Source organism: Stappia albiluteola, from assembly GCF_014050225.1.
In the GTDB taxonomy this organism is placed as follows: domain Bacteria; phylum Pseudomonadota; class Alphaproteobacteria; order Rhizobiales; family Stappiaceae; genus Hongsoonwoonella; species Hongsoonwoonella albiluteola.
Window position 1 is genome coordinate 25,445 of record NZ_JACFXV010000043.1, and the last position, 23,789, is coordinate 49,233.

Annotated in this window: 14 protein-coding genes; 11 read left to right on the forward strand and 3 right to left on the reverse strand. The window is 63.4% G+C overall.

Features of this window, described 5'->3' with window-relative positions:
- Nucleotides 1-11 precede the first annotated feature (11 nt).
- From H2509_RS04500 to H2509_RS04520, 5 genes are all read left to right on the forward strand, one after another.
- A complete protein-coding gene (locus tag H2509_RS04500) occupies nucleotides 12-1,247 on the forward strand; it encodes a bifunctional alpha/beta hydrolase/OsmC family protein (protein ID WP_182162742.1) in 1,236 nt (411 codons plus the stop codon).
- A 171-nt stretch (nucleotides 1,248-1,418) separates the two neighbouring features.
- Nucleotides 1,419-2,951, forward strand: coding sequence for a Do family serine endopeptidase (locus H2509_RS04505; RefSeq protein ID WP_182162744.1), 1,533 nt, complete (start codon nucleotides 1,419-1,421; stop codon nucleotides 2,949-2,951).
- Nucleotides 2,952-3,113: 162 nt separating this feature from the next.
- Nucleotides 3,114-3,794 (forward strand): response regulator transcription factor, encoded by a 681-nt coding sequence (locus tag H2509_RS04510; protein WP_182162746.1) that lies wholly within the window; start codon nucleotides 3,114-3,116, stop codon nucleotides 3,792-3,794.
- Nucleotides 3,778-5,181 carry a sensor histidine kinase gene (locus tag H2509_RS20930; RefSeq protein WP_182162748.1) on the forward strand — a complete coding sequence of 468 codons (1,404 nt, stop codon included), beginning with the start codon at nucleotides 3,778-3,780 and terminating at the stop codon, nucleotides 5,179-5,181. The genes H2509_RS04510 and H2509_RS20930 overlap by 17 nt, the downstream gene beginning before the upstream one ends.
- 31 nt (nucleotides 5,182-5,212) lie before the next feature.
- Nucleotides 5,213-8,149 carry a bifunctional [glutamine synthetase] adenylyltransferase/[glutamine synthetase]-adenylyl-L-tyrosine phosphorylase gene (locus H2509_RS04520; RefSeq protein WP_182162750.1) on the forward strand — a complete coding sequence of 979 codons (2,937 nt, stop codon included), beginning with the start codon at nucleotides 5,213-5,215 and terminating at the stop codon, nucleotides 8,147-8,149.
- Here H2509_RS04520 and H2509_RS04525 read toward each other — a convergent pair.
- From H2509_RS04525 to H2509_RS04535, 3 genes are all read right to left on the reverse strand, one after another.
- Nucleotides 8,143-10,479, reverse strand: a complete 2,337-nt coding sequence (locus tag H2509_RS04525) for a PAS domain-containing sensor histidine kinase (RefSeq protein ID WP_182162752.1) — start codon at nucleotides 10,477-10,479, stop codon at nucleotides 8,143-8,145. The genes H2509_RS04520 and H2509_RS04525 overlap by 7 nt on opposite strands.
- 420 nt (nucleotides 10,480-10,899) lie before the next feature.
- Nucleotides 10,900-13,545, reverse strand: a complete 2,646-nt coding sequence (pepN, locus tag H2509_RS04530; protein WP_182162754.1) for an aminopeptidase N — start codon at nucleotides 13,543-13,545, stop codon at nucleotides 10,900-10,902.
- A 122-nt stretch (nucleotides 13,546-13,667) separates the two neighbouring features.
- Nucleotides 13,668-14,498 carry an alpha/beta hydrolase gene (locus tag H2509_RS04535; protein WP_182162756.1) on the reverse strand — a complete coding sequence of 277 codons (831 nt, stop codon included), beginning with the start codon at nucleotides 14,496-14,498 and terminating at the stop codon, nucleotides 13,668-13,670.
- A gap of 181 nt (nucleotides 14,499-14,679) precedes the next feature.
- Between H2509_RS04535 and H2509_RS04540 the strand changes: the two genes are divergently transcribed.
- The 6 genes from H2509_RS04540 (at nucleotide 14,680) to H2509_RS04565 (ending at nucleotide 23,551) form a co-directional block, all read left to right on the forward strand.
- The gene (locus H2509_RS04540) at nucleotides 14,680-16,572 is read left to right on the forward strand and encodes an adenylate/guanylate cyclase domain-containing protein (protein ID WP_182162758.1); all 1,893 of its coding nucleotides are present in this window, start codon (nucleotides 14,680-14,682) and stop codon (nucleotides 16,570-16,572) included.
- 283 nt (nucleotides 16,573-16,855) lie between these two features.
- On the forward strand, nucleotides 16,856-18,754 hold the full coding sequence (locus tag H2509_RS04545; RefSeq protein ID WP_182162760.1) for an ABC transporter ATP-binding protein: 1,899 nt from the start codon (nucleotides 16,856-16,858) through the stop codon (nucleotides 18,752-18,754).
- 5 nt (nucleotides 18,755-18,759) lie between these two features.
- Entirely contained in the window at nucleotides 18,760-20,649 is a 1,890-nt protein-coding gene (locus H2509_RS04550) for an ABC transporter substrate-binding protein (RefSeq protein WP_182163759.1), read from the forward strand.
- 76 nt (nucleotides 20,650-20,725) lie between these two features.
- Entirely contained in the window at nucleotides 20,726-21,751 is a 1,026-nt protein-coding gene (locus H2509_RS04555; protein ID WP_182162762.1) for an ABC transporter permease, read from the forward strand.
- A 26-nt stretch (nucleotides 21,752-21,777) separates the two neighbouring features.
- Nucleotides 21,778-22,935: an ABC transporter permease gene (locus H2509_RS04560; protein WP_182163761.1), complete on the forward strand. Its 1,158-nt coding sequence runs from the start codon at nucleotides 21,778-21,780 to the stop codon at nucleotides 22,933-22,935.
- 25 nt (nucleotides 22,936-22,960) lie between these two features.
- Nucleotides 22,961-23,551 carry a class I SAM-dependent methyltransferase gene (locus H2509_RS04565; protein WP_182162764.1) on the forward strand — a complete coding sequence of 197 codons (591 nt, stop codon included), beginning with the start codon at nucleotides 22,961-22,963 and terminating at the stop codon, nucleotides 23,549-23,551.
- Nucleotides 23,552-23,789 lie beyond the last annotated feature (238 nt).

A 23,789-nucleotide genomic window follows, 5' to 3' on the forward strand; every position in this document is an offset into this window, starting at 1 on the left:
AGGAGGAAAGCATGAGCGTCCGGCCGATCAGACTGAAGTTTGAAGGGGCGAGAGACGCTGAGCTTGCCGCCCGGCTCGACCTGCCGACAGGACCGGTGACGGCCTATGCGCTGTTTGCCCACTGCTTTACCTGTTCGAAGGATGTCTCGGCCGCACGCCATATCGCCGAAGCGCTGACGAGGCGCGGCATTGCCGTCCTGCGTTTCGACTTCACCGGGCTTGGCGGATCGGGAGGCGATTTCTCGTCGACCAACTTCTCCTCCAATCTGGAAGACCTGCGCCGCGCGGCGGACTATCTGCGGGAGCAATACGAAGCGCCGTCGCTGCTGATCGGGCATTCGCTGGGCGGTGCGGCGGTGATTTCGGTGGCGGCCGACCTGCCGGAGGTCAGGGCGGTTGCCACCATTGGCGCGCCGGCCGATGCGGAACACGTGACCCATAATTTCCATGCCCGCCTCGACGAAATCTCTGCCGACGGCAAGGCGGAGGTGCAGCTTGCCGGGCGCAGTTTCACCATTGAGAAGCAGTTCATCGACGACCTGAAGGAGCACGACGTCTCAAGCCGCGCGGCAGGCCTGCGCAAGGCGCTCTTGCTGCTGCATGCTCCACTCGACGAAACGGTCGGCATCGACAATGCCACGAAGATTTTCGTCGCGGCAAAGCACCCGAAGAGTTTCGTATCGCTGGATCATGCCGATCATCTGCTGAGCGATCCGAAGGACGCTGCCTATGCGGCCGATGTCATCGCCGCCTGGGCGTCGCGCTATATCGAGGAAGCCGGCGATGAGGCGGCGGACGGCGCGCCGGAGGACGGCATCGAGGTGCGCGAGACCGGTCTTGGCCGCTATCAGGCCATGGTACTTGCCGGACCGCACCGGCTCATCGCCGATGAGCCCACCGGCGTGGGCGGGTTAGGCTCGGGGCCGTCGCCTTACGAGTTCCTCTCCACCGCGCTCGGCGCCTGCACGGCGATGACGCTGCGCATGTATGCCGAACGCAAGGATATGCCGCTCGATCGGGTGTCGGTCGCCGTGCGCCACGGCAAGGTTCACGCCGAGGATTGCGCCGAGTGCGCGCAAGAGCTGCGGGAGCGTGGCGGCAAGATCGACCGTTTCGAAAGGGTCATCCGCCTGGAAGGCGATCTGGACGACGCAACCCGGGCGCGGCTGATAGAGATCGCGAACAAATGCCCGGTGCATCGCACCCTGGAAGCGGGCGCCGCCATTGCGACGCGCGAGGAGCGCTGAGCACCGCGGGATTGGCCCACATTACAAAAGATTAATCCCTCCGACAGGCGCCTGTAAGGCGCAATGGCCCATATGTGGGATGTCCGATGCGAACCGACCTCCACGGTGACCGCCAATCGGGCATTGCCTCATTCTGTCTTTGTTTCGAAGACCTGTTGGAGAAGTCGATCCATGAACACCATCAATGACCAGGCTGCAATCCTCCGCAAGCGCCGCAAGGCCCGCCTGCTCGGCAGCGCGGTCGCGCTTGGCCTCGCCGGTGCCTTCACCGCGCAGACGATCGCTCCGCAGGGTTTCGCGCTTGCCGATCCCGTTCATGTGGAAGCGCCTGCGCCCGCCAACTTCTCGGCCGTGGTTTCCGCCGTGCAGCCGGCCGTCGTCAGCGTGCGCGTGAAGACCGAAGCCCAGCCCGAGGCGATGTCGTTCAACGGCTTCGACGGCCTGCCCGGCTTCGAGGACCTTCCCAAGGACCATCCGCTGTACCGCTTCTTCCGCCGCTTCGGCGAGGACGGCAACCAGGGCCAGCAGCAGAACAAGCGCGCACCGAAGCGCTATGGCCAGTCGCAGGGTTCCGGCTTCTTCATTTCCGACGACGGCTATCTCGTCACCAACGAGCACGTGGTCTCGCACGGCGAGGAATTCACGGTCGTCATGGATGACGGTACCGAATACGACGCCAAGCTGATCGGCTCCGACGAGCGCAGCGATCTCGCCCTGCTGAAGGTCGACGCGGAACGCACATTCACCTACGTGGAATTTGCGGACGACGCACCGGCGGTCGGCGAATGGGTCGTCGCGATCGGCAATCCGTTCGGTCTCGGCGGCTCGGTGACGGCCGGTATCGTTTCGGCCCGCGGCCGCGACATCGGCGCCGGACCCTATGACGATTTCATCCAGATCGATGCGCCGGTCAATCGCGGCAATTCCGGCGGCCCGGCCTTCAACGTCAATGGCCAGGTGATCGGCGTCAACGCGGCGATCTTCTCGCCGTCGGGTGGCAATGTGGGTATTGCGTTCGCCATCCCCGCATCCACAGCCAGGACCATCGTGGCCGACCTGCGTGATGACGGCACCGTGGTGCGCGGCTGGCTGGGCGTGCAGATCCAGCCCGTGTCGCAGGACATTGCCGACAGCATCGGGCTGAAGGCTGCCAAGGGTGCGATCGTCGCCGAACCTCAGGCGGACAGCCCGGCGATCGCCGCCGGCATCCGCTCCGGCGATACCATCCTGAAGGTGGACGGCAAGGAGGTCGAAGGCCCGCGCGAGCTTGCCAAGATGATTGCCGGCTATGCGCCCGACACCAAGGTCGACGTGACCATCTGGCGCGACGGCGAGGAAAAGGATGTCGAAGTCACGCTCGGCAAGCTGCCGGAAACGCGCAAGGCTGCCGCCGAAGTCAGCCCGACCGGCAAGGATACGGCCGTTGTCGAAAGCCTCGGCGTCGAGCTCGCCTCCGCAAAGAGCGCCGGCGCCGGTGACGAAGGCGTGGTCGTAACGGAGGTCGATCCCGACGGACCGGCCGCGGAAAAGGGCTTGAAGGCTGGCGACGTGATTCTTGAAGTCGCCGGCGAGGCCGTCGAAACACCGGGTGACGTGGCCGAAGCCGTCGTCGCTGCCTCGGAGAAAGGCCGGAAAGCGGTGCTGCTGAGGGTCAAGTCCGATCAGACAGTGCGCTTCGTCGCGCTGCCTGTCGAAAAGGCCTGAGGCAAAACTGGCGGCGCGGTTCTCAATTCGCCCCCGCTGGGGAATCGCGCCGTTACAGTTTTACAGGTCCGAGCCCTGAACTATAGTTCCATCCTATGTTTTGGACCGGCGGGACTGCAAACCGCCGGTCCTTTCCGTCGATAAGCACAGCCGAAGATTGTCATGCGCATTCTCATTGTTGAAGATGACCGCGAAGCTGCCGCCTATCTCGCCAAGGCGCTGAAGGAGGCCGGCCATGTCGTCGACCAGGCGGCGGACGGCGAAGAAGGCTATGCTCTCGCAGCCAGCAGCGACTACGACGTCCTTGTGATCGACCGGATGCTGCCGCGCCGCGACGGGCTTTCCGTCGTTTCGGCGCTGCGCAAGGACGGCAACCACACGCCGGTGCTGATCCTCTCGGCCCTTGGCCAGGTGGACGACCGGGTGACGGGGCTGCGCGCCGGCGGCGACGACTACCTGCCGAAACCCTATGCCTTTTCCGAACTTCTCGCGCGCGTCGAGGCGCTGGGCCGCCGCCCGCGCCAGGCGGGGCTGGAAACCTCCTACAAGGTGGGCGACCTGACGCTCGACCGGCTGAGCCATACTGTCGAGCGGGCGGGCAAGGAGATCCCGCTGCAGCCGCGCGAATTCAAGCTGCTCGAATATCTGATGCAGAATGCCGGGCAGGTCGTGACGCGGACGATGCTCCTGGAAAACGTCTGGGAATATCATTTCGATCCGCAGACCAACGTCATCGACGTGCATATCTCCCGCCTGAGATCGAAGATCGACAAGGATTTCGACCGTCCGCTGCTTCACACCATTCGCGGGGCGGGATACTCGATCCGTGACCTCGCTCGGTAAGTTTTTCCGAACCACCGCCTTCAAGCTTGCCGTTATCTATCTCGGCGTGCTGACGATCGCCTCCGGCGTGCTTCTGGTCTATATCGCGCAGGAAACGGCCTCCGCCATGCGCGACCAGATCGTGGAAACGGTGGATGCGGAAATTTCCGGGCTTGCCGAACAGTACCGCGCAGGCGGCATCCGCCGGCTCGTCGGCGTGGTCGATGCCCTGTCGCGCCGGCCGGGAGCCAGCCTCTATCTGGTAACGGATTTTGCCGGCAACGCGCTTGCCGGCAACATCCAGGGAATTTCGGCCGACGCGATGGCCGGGGCGAACGGACAGCTCCAGCGCATCGACTACAGCCGCATCGACGACAATGCCCGCCTCGAGGCGCTGGTGCGCGTCTTCGAGATCAAGGGCGGCTTTCGCGTGCTGGTCGGCCGCGACCTGGCAGAGCAGCAATTCTTCCGCGTCGTATTGGCGGAGTCCCTGCGGTACTGGCTGGTCATTCTCGTCATTCTGGGTTTCGTCACCTGGATCTTCGTCAGTCGCCGGGTGCTGAAACGCATCGACGCCATGTCGGCAACCGGGCGGCGCATCATAAATGGCGACCTGAGCGAGCGGCTGCCGGTCGACGGCAGCGGCGACGAATTCGACCGGCTGGCGACCGGCCTGAACGCCATGCTGGAAAAGATCGAGGCGCTGCTTTACGGCCTCAAGGATGTTTCCGACAATATCGCCCATGACCTCAAGACGCCGCTGACACGCATGCGCAACCGGCTGGAGGGCGCGCTGCGCGAGGGCGCCGACCACGACAAGGCGGTGTATCGCAGTACGCTGGAATCGGCGATCGAGGACTGCGACCACCTGATCCGCACCTTCGACGCGCTGCTTCGCATCGCCCGCGTCGAGGCGGGCTCGTCGGATGCGGAAATGACGACGATCGACCTCAAGGAACTGACCGGGGAAATCGCCGAGCTTTACGAGCCACTTGCCGAGCACGAAGGCTCCACGCTCTCCCTTGGAGAAGTTCAGCCCTTGACGGCAAAGGGAAATCGGGAACTTCTGGCACAGGCGCTGGTCAATCTGGTCGAAAATGCCTTGAAATACGGAAAGGACCCGGCGACAGGCAGCGCGAAAGTGGCCATTGCGGTCAGGCGCGAAGGCGATACGGCAGTGCTCTCGGTCAGCGATACAGGCGCCGGGATCGCCGAGACCGACCGGGAGCGGGCGGCACGGCGCTTCGTGCGTCTGGAGGCGAGCCGGTCGGAGCCGGGCTCCGGCCTCGGCCTCAGCCTGGTTCAGGCCGTTGCGAGGCTGCATGGCGGCAGCCTGGAGCTTGGCGACGCAGCACCGGGCCTTCGGGCCGAATTGCGCCTGCCTGTCGAGGAGGCGGGCGCTAACTGACGATATAGTAGCGGCAAGCGGGGGAAGTGTGATGGCTGGTGAGGTGCCGCAAGGCGAAGGGCAGGGGCTCGCAGCGCTGGCGAGCGTTTACCCGAAGCCGGTGGACGAGGCCGCCGCGGCAAGCGTGCTGGAAGATCTGGAGGGGGCGCCCTTCGAGGACGAAGCCGTTCGCCGCCTGCTGTCGGGTATCTTCGCCAATGCACCTTATCTGCGCGATCTTGGCCTGATCGACAAGGATCGCCTTGCCGAAATCCTGCGCGGCGATCCGCGCCGGCGCGTTGCGGGTTTGATCGAGGCGGCGAGGGATCTGGCTCCCGCCGACGAAGCCAGCCTGATGACCGGCTTGCGCAACCTCAAGAAGGACCTGGCGCTCACCCTCGGCCTCGCCGACATCGGCGGCGTCCTCGATCTCGACGAGATAACGGGCGCGCTGAGCCGCTTCGCCGACGCGGCACTGACGGCTGCAATCCGCTTCTGCCTTCGCGACCTCGCGGCGCGGGGGCGTTTCGTGCCGGTGAAGGAGGATGAGCCGGAATTCGGCTCCGGCTTCATCGTGCTCGCCATGGGCAAATACGGCGCGCTGGAGCTGAATTATTCCTCCGATATCGACCTGATCGCGCTCTACGACCCGCACAAGGCACCGCTTGCCGGCGCCGCCGAGGCGCCGGTCGAATTCGTGCGGCTGACGAAGAGGGTGGTGAAAATCCTGAGCGACCGCACGGCGGACGGCTATGTCTTTCGTACCGACCTGAGATTGAGGCCGGATCCGGGCGCCACGCCGCTGGCCATGTCGGTGCCGGCGGCCTTCGTCTACTACGAAAGCCTCGGACAGAACTGGGAACGCGCGGCGTTGATCAAGGCCAGGGCCTGCGCCGGCGATATCGTGGCCGGCGAGAGCTTCCTGAAGGAGATCGCGCCCTTCATCTGGCGCAAATATCTGGATTATGCGGCGATCGCGGATGTCCATTCGATCAAGCGCCAGATCCATGCGCACAAGGGCCACGGCAGGGTCGCGGTTGCCGGCCACAACGTGAAGCTAGGCCGCGGCGGCATTCGCGAAGTGGAGTTCTTCGCCCAGACGCAGCAGCTCATCGCCGGCGGGCGGATTCCGGAACTGCGGGGCCGCCGCACGCTGGATACGCTGGCCACGCTCACCCGCCTCGGCTGGATCGAGGAAGATGCGCGCGCCGAACTCACCGACGCCTACCGGTTCCTGCGAGCGGTCGAGCATCGCATTCAGATGGTGAATGACGAACAGACGCACAGCCTGCCGGAGGACGAGGCGGGCCTCGCGCGGATCGCCTATCTGATGGGCTATCGGGAGCGTGCGGCATTCGAAAAGGACATGCGGCGGCAACTGACGACGGTGCAGCGCCATTATGCGGCCTTGTTCGAGGATGAGCCGGAACTCGCGTCGGAACTCGGCAATCTTGTCTTTACCGGAGACGACGACGACCCGGATACGCTGGAGACGCTGGGCCGTCTGGGCTTCAAGCGGCCAGTCGATGCTTGCCGCATCATCAAGGCCTGGCATTTCGGCCGCTATCCGGCCGTAAGATCCACCAAGGCTCGCGAAAGACTGACGGAGCTGCATCCGCTTCTCATCGACGCTCTGGCCAGGACCGACAATGCCGATCAGGCGCTGATTGCCTTCGACGGTTTCCTGTCGAAGCTGCCGGCGGGTGTGCAGCTCTTTTCCCTGCTCAAGTCGAACCCGCAGCTTCTGCAACTGATGGCGACGGTGATGGGGGCAGCACCGCGCATGGCGGAAGTGGTGTCGCGCCGGGTGCATGTGCTGGATGCGGTGCTCGACCCGGCCTTTTTCGACGCCATGCCTCGCGCGGCCGATTTCGAAGCCGGCCTCGACCGCACCCTGTCACTCGCGCGCTTCTACGAGGAAGCGCTGGACCGGGCGCGCATCTTCGCGCAGGAGCAGAAATTCTTGATCGGCCTGAGGCTGATTTCCGACACCCTGAATGCCCATCAGATGGGGCATGCGCTGGCCCGCCTGGCCGAGGTCATCGTCCAGCGCCTGTCCGTCCATGTCGTCGAGCATGTGGCCGAGTCCCACGGGCGGCTTGCGGGCGGCGACTTCGCGATCCTCGCCATGGGCAAGCTCGGCGGGCGGGAAATGACGTCGGCGTCCGACCTCGACCTGATCCTCCTCTACGATTTTGATGAGGAGACCCCGAAGACCGACGGGGCGAGGCCCTTGGAGGCGAGCCAGTATTATATCCGCCTGACGCAGCGGCTCGTGACGGCCCTCTCGGCACCCACGGCCGAAGGGCAGCTCTACGAAGTCGATTTCCGCCTGCGGCCGTCAGGCAATGCCGGTCCGCTCGCGACGAGGCTTTCCTCCTTCGAGGACTATCAGAAGAGCCGGGCCTGGACCTGGGAACACATGGCGCTGACGCGGGCGCGGGTCATCGCCGCGACTTCCGACGATTTCCGCAAGAGGATCGAGACGTCCATCGAGAAAACCCTTTGCGCTGCGCGTGAGGAAAAGACGATCGGCCGCGAGGTTGCCTCGATGCGCGCGCGGATCGAGGCGGAAAAGGGCACGAGCGACATCTGGGACCTGAAACAGGTCGCCGGCGGCATGGTGGATATCGAATTCGTTGCCCAGTACCTGCAGCTCGTCCATTCCGCAAGCCATCCCGACATCCTGAACCAGAACACGGAAACGGCACTCGGCAAGGCGGCGGAGGCGGGTGTGCTGTCCGCGGCGGATGCGGAAGTCCTCATTCCCGCCATCCGCCTGTATCATGCATTGACGCAGGTGCTGCGTCTTGCTTGGGAGGGCGGCTTCAAGGCCGAGACGGCGCCGCGCGGCGTGATCGATCTTCTGCTGCGGGCAAGCTCGGAGCCGGATTTCAGCCGGCTGGAAGCGCTGCTGCGCGAAACGCAGGGCCGGGTGCGGGCCACTTTCGAGCGGCTGGCGGGCGAGGTGAAACCCGACAGTCAGTGAACTGTCGGACCGTTGACGGGCAGGCGGATGACGACCGTGGTGCCCACGCCCACTTCCGAATCGATGCGCATCGAGCCGCCATGCAGTTCCGTCAGCGAGCGGGCAATGGCCAGGCCAAGGCCGGACCCCTTGTGCGTCTTGGTCATCTGGTTCTCGACCTGGACGAAGGGCTGCGCAAGCATCGGGATATGCTCGCGGGCGATGCCGATGCCGGTGTCGGTGACGGAGATTTCCAGCCAGTCGGTGCCGCGCGCGGCGTTCAGGGTGACGCGGCCATTGTCCGGCGTGAACTTCACGCCATTGGCGAGCAGGTTGATCAGGATCTGCTTGATCGCGCGGCGATCGCCGGACACATGCAAATCGATGCCGGCATTGGCTTCCACCGTGATCTGCTTTTCCTTGGCGGTCGCGGAAATGATGCGGGTGACGTCTTCCACGATCTTGCCGACGTCTACTTCCTCGCTCTTCAGCTCCATGCGGCCGGCTTCGATCTTCGACATGTCGAGGATGTCGTTGATGACGTTCAGCAGGTAGCGGCCGCTTTCATGAATGTCGCGGCAATATTCCTCGTACTTGCCCGAGCCGAGCGAGCCGAACATTCCCTGGTTCATGATTTCCGAGAAGCCGATGATGGCGTTCAGCGGCGTGCGCAACTCGTGCGAGATATTGGCCAGGAATTCCGACTTGGCGCGGTTGGCGTCCTCGGCGCGCGTCTTTTCCTCTGCGTATTTCTCAGCCAGTTCGACGAGCTGCTGTGCCTGGACTTCGAGCTTCTGGCGTGACTGACGCAGGTCTGCGATCGTGGCGATCTGGCGCCGCTCGCTTTCCATCAGCTTTTCTTCGTGGCGCTTCAGCGCGGTGATGTCCGTTCCGACCGAGACGAAGCCGCCGTCCTTGGTGCGGCGCTCGGAAATCTGCAGCCAGCGGCCATCCTCCAGTTGCGCCTCGTAGCTCGCCGAAGGGTCGTTCGCTTCCGTGCCGATCGTCGGGCTTGCGTTGACGACGGGCTGGCGCGCGGCGGACATGACGGAGGCATAGGCGGTGCCGGGCTTGATCACGGTATTCGGCAGATTGTGCAGCGTCTGGTAGTTCGAATTGCACATCACCAGGCGGTTTTCGGAATCCCACAGCACGAAGGCTTCCGAAATCGTCTCGATCGCGTCGCGCAGGCGAAGATCCGCCGTGCGGCTCTGCTCGGCCAGAAGCTTCTGTTCGGTCACGTCGATGCAGATGCCGATCAGGTGCGGCTCGCTCAGGCCCGGCTCGCTGTGCACCTCGGCGCGCGCCCTGAGCCACACCCATTCCCCGTTGGCATGGCGCATGCGGAACATCTGGTCGACCGTGCTTTCGCCGGTCTCCAGCAGGTGTTCCGCGAGGCGATAAAGGTCGACGTCGTCGGGGTGGACGAGGGCGGAAATCTCGGAAAAGCCGAGAATGTCGTCGCGCGGCTTCATGCCGAGCATTTCATAGAGAGAGGACGACCAGAAGATCCGGCCGCGCGAAAGGTCCCAGTCGAACAGGCCGCAACGGCCGCGAGTGAGAGCAGCGTCGATCCGACCGCGCGCGGCGCCATAGATCAGGTCGGCCTGTTCGGCGCGTGTCGCCTGGGCGAAGAAGGCATAGATCAGGACAATCAGGACAGCCGCCGTGCCGACGAAGAGCGTCACGTTGGCCGAAACATCCGCGCGCCAGCTCGCGAAGATCGCGCTTTCCGGTTGCAGGATCGCGACCATGCCGAGGCGGCCGTCCAGATGATGCACCGTCGCATAGGCCGCCTCGTCCGTGCCTTCGTTCACCGGCAGGACGCCGGCACGTTCGCCGAAGACCGTCAGCGGCTGGCCCAACCCGAGAAGGTCGGACAATGGGCGACCTTCGATTTCCGGACGGATTGGAGCGCTTGCGACAATGGTTCCGTTGGTGTCGGCGACATAGATCTGTCGGGCATCGCTGGTGGCGCGGGGCGGCAGGTTGTCGGCCAGGGCGGCCTGCAGGGCGTCGGCAAACCCCTGCTCGGGCAGGGTCTGTTCGGACAGGGACAGGCGGGCGGAGAGGGCGGTTGCAACCAGCGTCAGCTCGTCGCGGGCGCGCGCGTCCACCTCCTGATAGGCGTAGGAGAGCGAAAGGGCGCGGTAGACGGCGAGCGTCGCGATGAAAAAGATGCTGAGCGTCGGGATCAGGCCGCGGAAGAAGGGCTCCGCGGTCAGGAGACGATGATAGGCCGGCTGCGTGAGCAGCCGGATATGCGCCGTCAGGGACGATCGCCCCCGATGCTTTCTTATGAAGTCCGCGAATCGACGCGCGGACGCGGTGGCAACAAATGCCCGCGCCATCGCCATGGCCCCCGATGTGTCGATTTTGCTGCCGATCCGATGCACGCCGCACGTTCGAATCGAATTCATTTGAATCGTATTCGCGGATTCTGTCCAGTCCTTCGGCAGAAAATTTTGGTTAATGCATCGTTAATGCAACATAGGAGTCGTGCAGTTGACTTCAGTTAAAATTTATTCGCATGCCGTAGAGAGAGTAATATTGCGTTGCGATAATTACCATGGAAGCTCGGTGGATATTGTTTCTCATGGTGATGCAATAGTTCTGCCGAAACTTGATCTGGCATTTCGTGCGCCGGATAATTGTTTTTGGATAGGGCATATCCCGCGTAGATTGATTCAATCCGCGCAGGATATGCTCAAGATATTGATGGTAAAGCGTTTTCTCGCTCGGGCGGATACCTGATTTGAAGCCCGGGCCTGCTATTGCAGGCTGCGGGACACGATATCCTGGACGTCGCGCGAAAGGTTCTGCTTTGCCTCGACCTTGCGCAAGGCCCGTTCCGCGGCGGCTCTGCGCACCGGTTCCAGCGCGCGCCACGAGCGGAAGGCGGATAGCAGCCGTGCGGCGACCTGCGGATTGCGCTCGTCCAGTGCCAGAACCGTGTCGGCAACGAAGTCGAAGCCGGCTCCGTCAATCCGGTTGAACTGCGTCTGGTTGCCGGTGGCGAAGGCGCCGATCAGGGCGCGCACCCGGTTCGGATTGCCGAAGGAAAAGGCGGGGTGCGCCGTCAGCGCCCGTATCTTGTCGAGCGTGTCGGCATGGCCGGCCGTCGCCTGCACGGTGAACCACTTGTCGATGGCCAGCGCGTGATTGCGATGGCGATCGTAGAAGCGGGACAGCGCGGCGTCCCTTCCTTCGAGCCCGGCATGCACGATCATGTTCAGCGCGGCGTAGCGGTCGGTCATGTTGTCGGCAGCTTCGAAATGCTTCCGGACGAGGTCGCCTTCCGCGCCACCTGTCGCGTGGGCGAGATATTCCAGCAACGTATTGCGAAGCGCGCGAATGCCGGCCTGGGCCGCGGATGGCGAATAATTCTCGCCATCGCGCAGAGCTTCGAACTGCCGGCGAAAGGTGCTGCGCAGGCTGTCCGCCGTTGTCCGGCGCAGGTGGTTACGCGCCGCCGCCACGGCATCCGGATCGACGTCGGATCCGATCTCCCGGGCTATATCCGCTTCACCCGGCAATTGCAGCGCGAGCGCCCGAAAGGCCGGATCCAGGCTTTCGTCGCCCGCAACGGATGCAAAAGCCTCGATAAGCTGGGGGTCGGCGTCGGGCGTGCGTCCCTCGACTGCGGCGGAGGCGCCGGCGATCAGGGCTTGCAAGGCAACGGTCTGCAACGCCTGCCAGCGATTGAACGGATCGCGGTCGTGGCGAGCGAGGAACAGCAGGTCGTCCTCGCCAAGATTGCTTTCCAGCAGCACGGGCGCGGAAAAGTTGCGCAGCAACGAGGGGATCGGCTTCACCGCGACATCGGAGATGACAATCTTGTGCTCTGCCTCGGCAATGCGAAGCACGTCTCCTTCCACATCGACGCCGCCGATCCCGCCATATTCGAGATCCTCGCCGTTGGGCCCGACAAGGCCGATGCGTAGCGGGATCGCCATCGGCTGCTTTTCCGGTTGGCGCGGGGTGGGAGGCACCTGCTGGCGAATGTGCATGACGAACTGGCGGGTGCCGGCGTCATAGCGGCTGTCGACATCGATGACCGGAGTGCCGGCCTGCTCGTACCACAGCGCGAACTGCGTCAGATCCTGACCGGAACTCTCGGCGAAACAGGATAGGAAGGCTTCAATCGTCGTCGCCTCGCCGTCGTGACGCCTGAAATAGAGCGCCATTCCGGCGGCGAATGCCTCATCCCCCAGGAAGGTCTTCAGCATCCGCACCACTTCCGCACCCTTCTCGTAGACGGTCGCGGTGTAGAAGTTGTTGATCTCCTGATAGAGGCGCGGGCGCACGGGGTGGGCGAGCGGGCCCGCGTCTTCCGGAAACTGATGGGACTTCAGCAGCCGCACGTCGCTGATGCGCTTGACGGGGCGCGAGCGTTGATCGGACGAGAATTCCTGGTCGCGGAAGACGGTGAGCCCTTCCTTGAGGCAGAGCTGGAACCAGTCGCGGCAGGTGATACGGTTGCCGGTCCAGTTGTGGAAATACTCGTGGGCGATGACACCTTCAATGTTGGCATAGTCCTGGTCGGTCGCCGTGTCCGGATCGGCCAGGACGTATTTGTCGTTGAAGATATTGAGGCCCTTGTTCTCCATCGCGCCCATGTTGAAATCGGACACGGCGACGATGTTGAAAACGTCTAGATCGTATTCCAGGCCAAAGGCTTCTTCGTCCCAGCGCATGGAGCGCTTCAGGCAATCCATCGCCCAGCCGCAGCGCTCCTCGTTGCCGTGCTCGACATAGATCCCAAGCTTCACTTCGCGGCCCGAGGCAGTTGTGAAGCTGTCCTCGACCAGCGCGAGATCGCCGGCGACCATTGCGAAGAGATAGCTCGGCTTGGGGTGAGGATCGTGCCAGACGGCGAAATGGCGGTCGGTTCCCGGCACGTCGCCGGTCGCGGTCAGATTGCCGTTGCCGAGAAGGACCGGCGCTTCCGTGCGCCGCGCTTCGATGCGGGTGGTATAGACGCTGAGAACGTCGGGCCGGTCGAGGAAATAGGTGATACGGCGGAAGCCCTCCGCCTCGCACTGGGTGCAGTAGGTATCGCTTGACCGGTAGAGCCCCATAAGCTTGCTGTTGGCGTCCGGATCGAGCTCCGTAACGATCTCCAGCATGAACGGATCGGCGGGCGGAGCGACGATTTCGAGACGGTCCGGGGTTGCCTCGAACGCGTCGGCACCCAGCACGACGTCGTCGAGCTTCAGTCCGACAAGCTTCAGGTCGTCGCCGTCGAGCACCAGCGGCGTACCGGGCGCCGTGCCGTCGCGCCGGTTGACCGAAAGACGCGCGCGCACTTTCGCGGCTTTCGGAGCCAGACGGATATCGAGATCCACCTTGTCGATCGCATAGGCGGACGGCCGGTAATCTTCCAGGCGGATCTCAGCCGGCGTTTCTGTGCGCATGTTCTACTCCTCAACGGCAGATTGACCCCGACCGCTATCTCCTAGCCCCGGTGGCTGTGTCATGCCTTGATCCCGCTCATGGTGCGGATATCGAATGAAGATCCGCAGCCGGCTTTTTGCGATTATTTCGACAACCCGGCAAGCCGCAACACTTCCAGCGTCAGATCGCTGTTAGCATCGGCGAGTGGCGCGATCACAGTGAAATGGTTGGCGCCGGGGCGGATATCGAGCCTGGTTTCCACGCCGTTGCGTCCCCAGCTATCGACGATTGTCCGGGACTGGCGCAGATATTCGGAAGATTCGTCGCCCCCGACGGCGGCTGTCAGGCGCGTCCCCTTCGGCGCGGGCGCCAGGAGCGGCGACTGGGCCGATGCCTCCTCGACGTCGAGGCCAAGCTTGTCGTTGACCGTCGTGCCGATCAGCGGCGCGAGTTCGAAAAGTCCTGAAAGGGCAAGGCCTGCCGTCACCAGATTTCTGGGCAGGCCGCGCGCTTCCCAGTCGGTTGCAAGCAGACAGGCCGTCAGGTGCCCGCCGGCGGAATGGCCGTAGGCGACGATGGGCCTGGAAAAGCGCCACCAGAGCGTGCAGGCGAGCTGGCGCAACTCGTCGGCGATATCGCCGATACGGACGTCCGGGCACAGATCGTAGGATGCCACCGCAACGTTGAGACCATGCGCCAATGGTCCGGCCGCCATATGGGAAAAGCTCTTTCCGTCCAGCGCCTGCCAATATCCGCCGTGAATGAAAAGGGCGGTGACCGGGGCCGCAGCGTCCCTGTCGGCGCGGAAGAGGTCGTACATCGTACGCCGCGTCCGACCGTAGGAGACATCGAGCTCGCTCGTGACGGACTCCCGGAAGGCCGCGGCATCCCTTTGCCAGCCGGCCATAATCTGAGGATGCTCGGGCACCCTTGCGCGGTTATTGTATTCGCTTTCGTAGTCGATGCCCGTCATTCCGCCCTCAGCTTGTTCCCCGTCAAAGTCTTAGCCCTGAAGCCGGCGGGCGGACAAGCTGTAGATGCGATCCGCGCACCGGTGGGCGTTACAGGCCTTTGTAACGGCATTTGGCGGGCTTTGGCGGCAATTCGGCTATACTGTCATCGGGTGCCGGATTTCGGCGGATAGGGAAGCATGAATGGTGAAGGAAATCGCGTCAGCAAACGAACGGCGACGCAGCAGGCTGTCGCTGACCGCGCTCGTCGGGGCTGCGTTCGGGGGGCTCGTCACGCTTGCCGTCCTTATCGTGCTTTTCATGGCGGTGATGGCGAACCGCCAGAACACATTCTCGCTACTCAACGACAAGTCGATCCTGATCACCCGTTCGCTGGCGAACCAGGTGCGGGAGAACCTCGATTCCGTTTCGCAGGCGGTCATTGCGCTCAAGCGCATGTTCGACGGCGGGCAGATTTCGGGAAGCGACTTCGACAGGATGAAGCTGGCACTGAACGGAGCGATCCTCGCCAATTCAGTCATCGACGTCATCGTCTATACCGATCTGGAGCAGAACGAATCCGGGATCTATCGCAGCGAGACCGGCAAGCTCTGGCCCTTCCAGCGCCAGGCCGGACCGGAGATTGCCCGTCTCTACGTCCTGCCGGATCTCGGCGTCGATTCCCCCCCGACCTGGGGGCCGCTGACGGAGGTGCAGGGAAGGATCTATGCCAATATCACCGTGCCGCTCGTGCGTCACGACAAGCTGGTGGGATACCTGACGGCGGCCGTTTCGACCCGCGAGATCGGTGACGCCGTGCGGCAGATGGATGAGAGTGACGACGAGACCGTTTTCATCATCAACGGCGACGACAAGGTGATCGCCCACTCGGACCTGAACACGCTGCGCAAGGCCGAATCCGTGGAAGGACGTCTGCCGGCGGACGTCAAGGAACTCGGGGATCCGGTGCTTGCCCTTGCCAATGGCATGCCGACGCTGAATTCCTTCAAGGAGGCGGAGCTGGCCGGTGTCGACGTCCGGCGGGTGGACCTGCCGGAAAACGGCGATGCGTTCATCGTCATGACTTCAAAGGTCGAGGGATATGGCCCCGAACCCTGGATCGTCGGCGAATATTTCCGAGCCACCAGCATCTCTCGCGAAATCAGCCGGCTGCGGGGTTCGCTGATCGTCGGCTTGTTCGCTGCGGCAATCTCGTTCCTGCTGGCGCTCTGGATGGCGCGGCGCGTCGCCAGGCCGCTCAAGGAGCTGTCGCAACGGGCCGGTTTCGTGGGAAAGCTCGAATTCGACCACGTGAGGCCGCTCGAGCGAAGCCGGGTGAGCGAACTCGACCAGGTGGCGCTCGCCTTCAACGCGATGGTCGTGGGCCTGAAGGCCATGAATACCTATGTCCCGCGCACGCTCTTCCGCAAGCTGATGCGCATCGGCCTTGGCGAGGCGACGCAGGCGCGGGAAGCGGATCTGACGATCATCTTCACCGATATAGCCGGCTTTACATCCTTGTCGGAGAACATGACCGCCGGCGAGACGGCGGCGATCCTGAACGAGCATTTCGCGCTCCTTGTCGCGGCGGTGGAGGCCGAGGGAGGGACGGTCGACAAGTTCATCGGCGACGGCATGCTGGCCTTCTGGGGAGCTCCGGACGCGCGGGCGGACCATGCGCAAGCCGCCCTGCGATCCTGCCTCAGGATGGCGGAAGCCGTGCACGAGGCGAACCGCAAGGCGAAGGAGGACGGCAAGGTGCCCATTCGCCTGCGCGTTGGGGTGCACAGCGGACATGCCGTTGTGGGCAACGTGGGGGCGCTCGACCGCTGGAACTATACGGTCGTCGGCGATGCGGTGAATGTCTGCTCCCGCCTGCAGGAGCTTGGCCGGGAAGTGGCGCCCGATGACGAGCTTGTCATTCTTGCCAGTGCTGATACGGTCCGCCGCGTGCCGGGGATCGAGGGCGTGGAGCCTGCCGGCTCCCATCATTTGCGCGGACGCAGGATGCGAATTGACGTCTGGCGCGTTGGATACGGGGCACGGGGGATGCTGGACGGGGCCGCCGGGGACGAACCGGCCGTAGGCGTTGCCTGACGCTGGGTTATAAACCTGCAATTTCGCCGGCCACTTCTTGTATCCATTGATGAAACTGCGGCATAAAATTGATTAACATATCTATGCTTTACAAAATCGGCGGCATGACCGGTAAGTAGGCGGGGAACAAACCGGCAGGCAAAGCCGGAAAGAGGGTGCGGGGAATTGGGCTTCGGGAGCCGGAGGATGCCGGTTCGCGTAACGCAGAGGAAGCCGGCCGTCCGGTCTTGCAGGCCCAGGGCCTGGGCAAGGTCGGCTGGTATCGCCGGGGAGGGCGGTTCGGGTGAATGTCCTGACGATCGACGGGCTGACCGTCGATTTCAAAACGGGCGAAGGCACGACACGCGCCGTGGAGGGAGTTTCCTTCTCGGTTCCTAGGAACCGTACGGTAGCGCTTGTCGGCGAATCCGGATCGGGCAAGACGGTCATTTCCCAGACCATCATGGGGCTGTTGCCGGCAAATGCGCGCATCGTCTCCGGCAGCGTGATGCTCAGCGATCCCGGTCTCGCGGGCGGCAAGCCGGTCGATATCGTTTCGCTCGACCCGTCGGGCCCAAAGATGCGCGCGATCCGCGGTGACCGCATCGCCATCATCTTCCAGGAGCCGATGACGTCGCTGTCGCCGCTTCATACGATCGGCGACCAGATCGGCGAGGCGGCGGAACTCCACCGCAAGGTGGATTCCGCCCAGGCACGCGAACTGACGCGCGAGATGCTTCGGCTGGTCCGCTTTCCCGATCCCGCGCGCGCGCTCGATGCCTATCCGTTTGAATTGTCCGGCGGCCTGCGCCAGCGCGCCATGATCGCGATGGCCCTGATCTGCCATCCCGCCCTGCTGATTGCCGATGAGCCGACCACTGCCCTCGACGTCACGATCCAGGCGGAAATACTGAAGCTCATCAAGGACGTGCAGCAAGAGCTGCAGATGTCCGTGCTTGTGATCACCCACGATTTCGGCGTCGTTGCCAATCTCGCCGACGACGTGGTGGTGATCTATCACGGCCGGATCATGGAAAGCGGCAGCGCCCGCCAGCTCTTCGCCGATCCCCAGCACGACTACCTCAAGGCTTTGCTCAATGCGGTTCCACGCTTCACCATGAATGCGGGCGAGCGGCTGGTGCCCATCCGGCCGATCGAGCCGCATGCGGGCGGTTTTCTCGTCAAGGAGCGGCGAAAGGCGGTGGAGACCGGAAAGCCGCTGGTGCGGCTGGAGAACGTTTCCAAGAGCTTCATCACGCGCAAGGGCGGGCTGCTTGGTGCGAGGCCTCGCGAATTCCTGGCGCTGGACGACATCAACCTGACGATCAACCGGGGAGAATGCGTCGGCCTTGTGGGTGAATCCGGCTCGGGCAAGACGACGACCGCCAAGGCGATCCTCCGGGCGATTTCCATCGATCGCGGGCGCATCTTGTATGATTGCGGAGACGGGCCGATCGATGTCGCCGCCATGAGGGGTGAGGTGCTGAAGGACTATCGCCGGCGCGTCCAGCTGATCTTCCAGGATCCGTTTTCCTCGCTCAATCCGCGCATGACGGTGAACGACATCCTGGTGGAGCCTTATATCATCCACCGCATCGGAACTGCCGAGGAACGGGCGGAGCGGGTGCGCGAACTCATGCGTCTCGTCGGTCTCGACCCGCGCTTTTTGCGCCGCTATCCGCATTCATTTTCCGGCGGCCAGCGTCAGCGCATCGGCATCGCGCGGGCGCTTGCGCTCAATCCGGAACTCATCTTGTGCGACGAACCGACTTCCGCGCTCGATGTCTCGGTGCAGGCGCAGATATTGAACCTGCTGAAGGACCTGAAGTCGGAACTGGGTCTCACGTATCTTTTCGTCAGCCATAACCTTGCGGTGGTCAACTACATCTCCGACCGGATCGCGGTGATGTGCCGCGGGAGGATCGTCGAGGTCGGCCCGACGAAGGAAGTGGTGAGCGACCCGCTGCATCCCTACACCCAGGCCCTGCTGGCGGCCGTACCCGAGCCGGACCTGGATGCGAGGCTTGATTTCGAGGCGCTGGATGCCCGCAAGGCGTCGGAGCCCGCACTTTGGCCGGAGCCATTCCGCTTGACGGATGACGATGCCCCAACTCTCGTCGAACTCAGGCCAGGTCATTTCGCCTGCGCGCCGGGACTGGCCGATGGCGCCATGCCGGCCGCATTGATGGAGGCGGCACTATGATGCGCATGCTACGTCGTTTTCTCTTGTCGGCGGCCCTTTGCGCGACCGCGCTTTCAGCACCGGCCCTGGCGCTTGAGCTGAAAGAGACGCCGAGCCTTGCGGCCCGCGTCGGCAAGGACCTGCCGCCGGTTGCCGAGCGCGTGCCGGAAGAGATGCTCGTCGTCGACATGGAGGCGAGCGGTCGCAAGATCGGCAAGCAGGGCGGGACCATTGATACGATGATCGGACGCTCCAAGGACGTGCGGCTGATCAACGTGTGGGGCTATGCCCGCCTCGTCGGCTACAACGAAAAGCTGGAGCTCGTGCCCGATATCCTCCGCGACATCGAGGTGGAGGGCGACCGGGTCTTCACGCTGCATCTGCGCAAGGGGCACAAGTGGTCGGACGGGCATTCGTTCACCACGGAAGACATCCGTTTCTGGTTTGAGGACGTGGCGACGAACGAGGAACTGCAGCCCACGGGCCTGCCACCGTTCATGCTGGCCGCCGGCAAGCCGCCGAAGATGGACGTGATCGACGAGACGACGGTTCGATTCGCCTGGGATGCGCCGAATCCGCTCTTCCTGCCGGAACTGGCGAAATCCCGTCCGCCCTTCATCTACCGGCCGGCGCATTACCTGAAGCAGTTTCACGCCAAATATACGGACGAGGCCAAGCTGGCCAAACTCGCGGCGGCGCAGAAGGTGCGCGGCTGGGCTCCGCTCTTCAACAAGGCGGACGACATGTACAACCACGAGAATGACGACATTCCAACGCTTCAGCCATGGATGATGCAGTCGTCCGACGGCGACCGGCGTTTCGTGCTGACCCGCAATCCTTTCTACCACCGGGTAGACAGCGCCGGTCAGCAGCTTCCCTATGTCGACGAAGTGGTGATGACGGTCGCCGACAGCAAGATCATCCCGGCCAAGACGCAGGCGGGCGAAGCGAACCTGCAGGCCCGCAACATCGGCTTCTCCGACATCACCGTGCTGAAGCAGGGCGAGGCGCAGGCCGGCTACACCACCTACCTCTGGCCGATCTCCAAGGGGGCGGAAATCTCGATCCTGCCGAACCTGACGACCAAGGATCCGGTGTGGCGGGAACTCAACCGCGACACGCGCTTCCGCCATGCCCTCTCGATGGCGATCGATCGCGACCTGATCAACAAGGTGCTCTATCTGGGTTTCGCCAAGCCGGGCAACGACACCGTGTTGCCGCTGAGCCCGCTCTACAAGGAAGAATACACGACCGCGTGGGCAAACTACGATCCGGATGCGGCCAATGCGCTGCTTGACGAGATCGGTCTGACGAAGCGCCGCGGCGACGGCATCCGCCTGCTGCGCGACGGGCGCCCGCTCGAAATCATCGTGGAAACGGCGGGCGAGGACCAGTCGCAACTCGATGCGCTCGAACTCGTTGCCGAAACCTGGAAGGAGGTCGGCGTCAAGCTCTTCGCCAAGCCGAGCCAGCGAGACACGATCCGCGACCGGGCATTGTCGGGCGATCTGGTCATGTCGGTCTGGTGGGGCTTCGAGAACGGTATTCCCACGCCCGACATGCCGCCTGAAGATTATGCGCCGACCCGCGGGGATTTCCTGTCGTGGCCGCTTTGGGGCGACAATTACGAGACGGACGGCAAGTCGGGCGAGAAGCCGGATTGGGCGCCGGCCGAGCGGCTGATTTCGCTCTATGACGCGTGGCTGTCGTCGGCGTCCACGCAGGAGCGCGAGGCCATCTGGCGCGAGATGCTCGACATCCATGCCGCCGAAACGATCCATATCGGCCTGGTGTCGGGCGTACGCCAGCCGGTTGTGGTGAAGGGCCTGGAGAACGTGCCGAGCGAAGGCATCTACGGCTGGGATCCGGGCGCGCAGTTCGGCATCCACCGGATGGATGAGTTCTTCTTCAAGTGATGGCCAGACGTATGGAGAACCGGCATATGGCGCCTGGCGCTGTAGGAAACATCGACAAGGCAAGGGGCACGGCGGGATGATCTTCTATATCCTGCGCCGGCTCCTTGGCATGGTTCCGACGCTGCTGGTAATCAGCTTTCTCACCTTCTTCATCATCGAACTGCCGGCAGGCGATTATATCTCCAACCAGATCGCGGCGCTGAAGGCGACCGGCGAAAGCTCGTCGATCGCCAAGCTCGAATTCCTGCGCAAGGAATTTGCCCTCGATCGCCCGTTCCTGGAGCGCTACCTCGTCTGGGTCGGCTTGTGGCCCGGCCCGCACGGCTTTGACGGCCTGATCCAGGGCAACTGGGGCTGGTCGTTCGAATATGACAAGCCGGTGGCCGAAGTGGTCGGACCGACGATGCCGCTGACCATCGTGCTGAACGCGGCAACCATCCTCTTCGTTTATGTGGTCGCTTTCCCGATCGGCATCTATTCGGCGACCCGGCAGTATTCCTGGGGCGACTACGGCTTCACCTTCCTCGGCTATATCGGCCTTGCAACGCCGAACTTCCTGCTCGGCCTCATCCTGCTTTATTTCTCCAACCGCTGGTTCGGCCTGTCGATCGGCGGGCTGATGGATCCGCAATATATCGGCAAGCCCTGGAGTATGGGGAAGATGATGTCGGTGCTGGGGCATCTGATCGTGCCGACCATCGTCATCGGCACCGCCGGCACCGCGGCGATGATCCGGCGCCTGAGGGCCAATCTGCTCGATGAACTGCACCGCCAGTATGTGACGACGGCACGCGCCAAGGGCATGCGCGAAGCGCACCTGCTGGTGAAATATCCGCTGCGCATGGCGCTCAACCCCTTCATCGCCGATATCGGCAACCTGATCCCGTCGCTGGTCTCCGGCTCGGTGATCGTCTCGGTGGTCCTCAACCTGCCGACGGTCGGGCCGGTGCTGCTCACCGCGCTGCAGTCGCAGGATCAGTTCCTCTCCGGGTTCATTCTCCTGTTCGTCGCGTTGTTGACGCTCTTCGGCATGCTGATCTCGGACCTGCTGCTGGCCGTGCTCGACCCGCGCATCCGCCTTGGCGGGAGGGCGGTGTCGTGAACGAGGCGAGGGGCGAAAGGGCGGCGATGGATCGCGAGAAGAGCGTTCACTACGTGAACCCGGAAGCGTTCAACCCGGCTTCGGTCGAGACGTTGACGCCGGAACAGGAGCGCTACTACCAGTCGTCCCAATGGAAGATCATGTGGCTGAAATTCCGGCGCCACAAGGTCGCGCTGTGGTCGGCCGTTATCCTGTTTCTTTTCTATCTGAACGTCCCCTTCGCCGAGGTGATCGCCCCCTATACGGCCAACGATCGATCCAACGACCACCTTTTCGCGCCGCCTCAGGCCGTGCATTTCTTCCATGAGGGGGAATTCGTCGGGCCGTTCGTCTATGGCCAGACGGCAAGCATCGACATCCAGACCGTGAAGTGGGTCTTCACCGAGGACCGCAGCAAGGTCTATCCGATCCGCTTCTTCTGCACAGGCTCGCCTTACAAGTTCTGGGGATTGTTCGACGCCAGTTTCCATGTGATTTGCCCGGCGGAAGGCGGCACGCTGTTCCTGTTGGGCACAGACCGTCTCGGGCGCGACGTTTATTCCGGCCTCATCTACGGGGCTCGCCTTTCGCTGACGGTCGGCCTCATCGGTGTGGTGATCTCGATTGTGCTTGGCATGACCTTCGGCGGCATTGCCGGCTATTTCGGCGGCATTGTCGACAGCCTGATCCAGCGCATCATCGAGATCCTGCGTTCCCTGCCGGAACTGCCTTTGTGGATGGCGCTGTCGGCGGCGCTTCCGGTGACCTGGTCGCCGGTCTGGATCTATTTCGGCATCACCATCATCCTTGGCCTGCTTGACTGGCCGGGTCTGGCCCGTGCCGTCCGTTCCAAGCTGCTTGCGCTGCGCGAGGAGGAATACGCCAAGGCCGCCGTTCTGATGGGCGCGAAGCCGTCACGCGTGATCGCGAAGCACCTGCTGCCGGGCTTCACCAGCCACATCATCGCGTCGGCGACGCTGTCCGTGCCCAGCATGATCCTTGGCGAGACGGCGCTTTCCTATCTCAATCTCGGCCTGAGGCGACCTGCCGTATCCTGGGGCGTCATGCTCAACGAGGCGCAGGACATTACCGTCATCGTCGTCTATCCATGGCTGATGGCGCCGGTTGTGCCGATCATCATCGTCGTGCTTGCCTTCAACTTCATGGGCGACGGCTTGCGCGATGCGGCCGACCCTTACAAGTGAATGCGACTGGAATATCGGAGCGATCATGAACAGGAACGCCTCCACCGCCGAAGGCTGGGATGAGGAATATCGCGGCGGGCGCTGGTCCTTCCTTCGCGACCTTCCCGAAAGCGGCCGCTACGGCATTATCGGCATGTGGCTGGCGCTCAACGATTGCCTCGGCAACGTGCTCGATATCGGCTGCGGCGAAGGCCTGCTCTACGAGCGCCTGAAGCCGATGGGGATCGGCCGTTACCTCGGCGTGGACCTTGCTCCGGCGGCCCTCGGCATTGCCGATGTCGATCCGGCGATCGCGAGCCTGCGGGCAGGCGACATGCATACCTTCACGCCGGAAAAGGACGAGCGTTTCTCGGCCATCGTCTTCAACGAGGTGCTGCATTTTTCCGACGATCCGGTCGCGGTGGTGTCCCGCTACGTACCGTTCCTCGCGGAGGATGGGCTCATCGCCATCTCGATGTATTCGCCCAAGCGGCTCGACTCCGGCGCCAACCGCCTCATCGCCCGCCTGTGGGAAGCGACAGACGGCAACGGCTTCGAAGTCCTCGACGACTACCGCCTGACCTCCGACAAGAAGAAGGTCACCTGGCGCCTACGTCTTCTGAAGCCGGAGAGGTAGGCCTTCGCTCGTTGGGCCGCTCACCCCTCGGGTGGCTGACGCGGGCCGGATCACCAGCTTGATCACATCACCGTGAGACTGCGGCCGCAGGCGCCGCAATGGATCGCAATGCGCGAAAATTGCAGTTGCGAACGGTGAAATTGCGATTATAAAAAATACATGCGTCTCGCACGCATATATTAAAAGCAATAGCGTACTGTGTTTTATAAAGCCCAATTTCGACCCTGCGGGCGGCCAG

Coding starts and splice junctions, on each gene's coding strand:
- H2509_RS04555 (WP_182162762.1), top strand. CDS start 20,726: ATGATCTTCTATATCCTGCGCCGGCTCCTTGGCATGGTTCCGACGCTG.
- H2509_RS04565 (WP_182162764.1), top strand. CDS start 22,961: ATGAACAGGAACGCCTCCACCGCCGAAGGCTGGGATGAGGAATATCGC.
- H2509_RS04510 (WP_182162746.1), top strand. CDS start 3,114: ATGCGCATTCTCATTGTTGAAGATGACCGCGAAGCTGCCGCCTATCTC.
- H2509_RS04560 (WP_182163761.1), top strand. CDS start 21,778: ATGGATCGCGAGAAGAGCGTTCACTACGTGAACCCGGAAGCGTTCAAC.
- pepN (WP_182162754.1), bottom strand. CDS start 13,545: ATGCGCACAGAAACGCCGGCTGAGATCCGCCTGGAAGATTACCGGCCG.
- H2509_RS04500 (WP_182162742.1), top strand. CDS start 12: ATGAGCGTCCGGCCGATCAGACTGAAGTTTGAAGGGGCGAGAGACGCT.
- H2509_RS04540 (WP_182162758.1), top strand. CDS start 14,680: ATGGTGAAGGAAATCGCGTCAGCAAACGAACGGCGACGCAGCAGGCTG.
- H2509_RS04550 (WP_182163759.1), top strand. CDS start 18,760: ATGCTACGTCGTTTTCTCTTGTCGGCGGCCCTTTGCGCGACCGCGCTT.
- H2509_RS04535 (WP_182162756.1), bottom strand. CDS start 14,498: ATGACGGGCATCGACTACGAAAGCGAATACAATAACCGCGCAAGGGTG.
- H2509_RS04525 (WP_182162752.1), bottom strand. CDS start 10,479: ATGGCGCGGGCATTTGTTGCCACCGCGTCCGCGCGTCGATTCGCGGAC.
- H2509_RS04505 (WP_182162744.1), top strand. CDS start 1,419: ATGAACACCATCAATGACCAGGCTGCAATCCTCCGCAAGCGCCGCAAG.
- H2509_RS04520 (WP_182162750.1), top strand. CDS start 5,213: ATGGCTGGTGAGGTGCCGCAAGGCGAAGGGCAGGGGCTCGCAGCGCTG.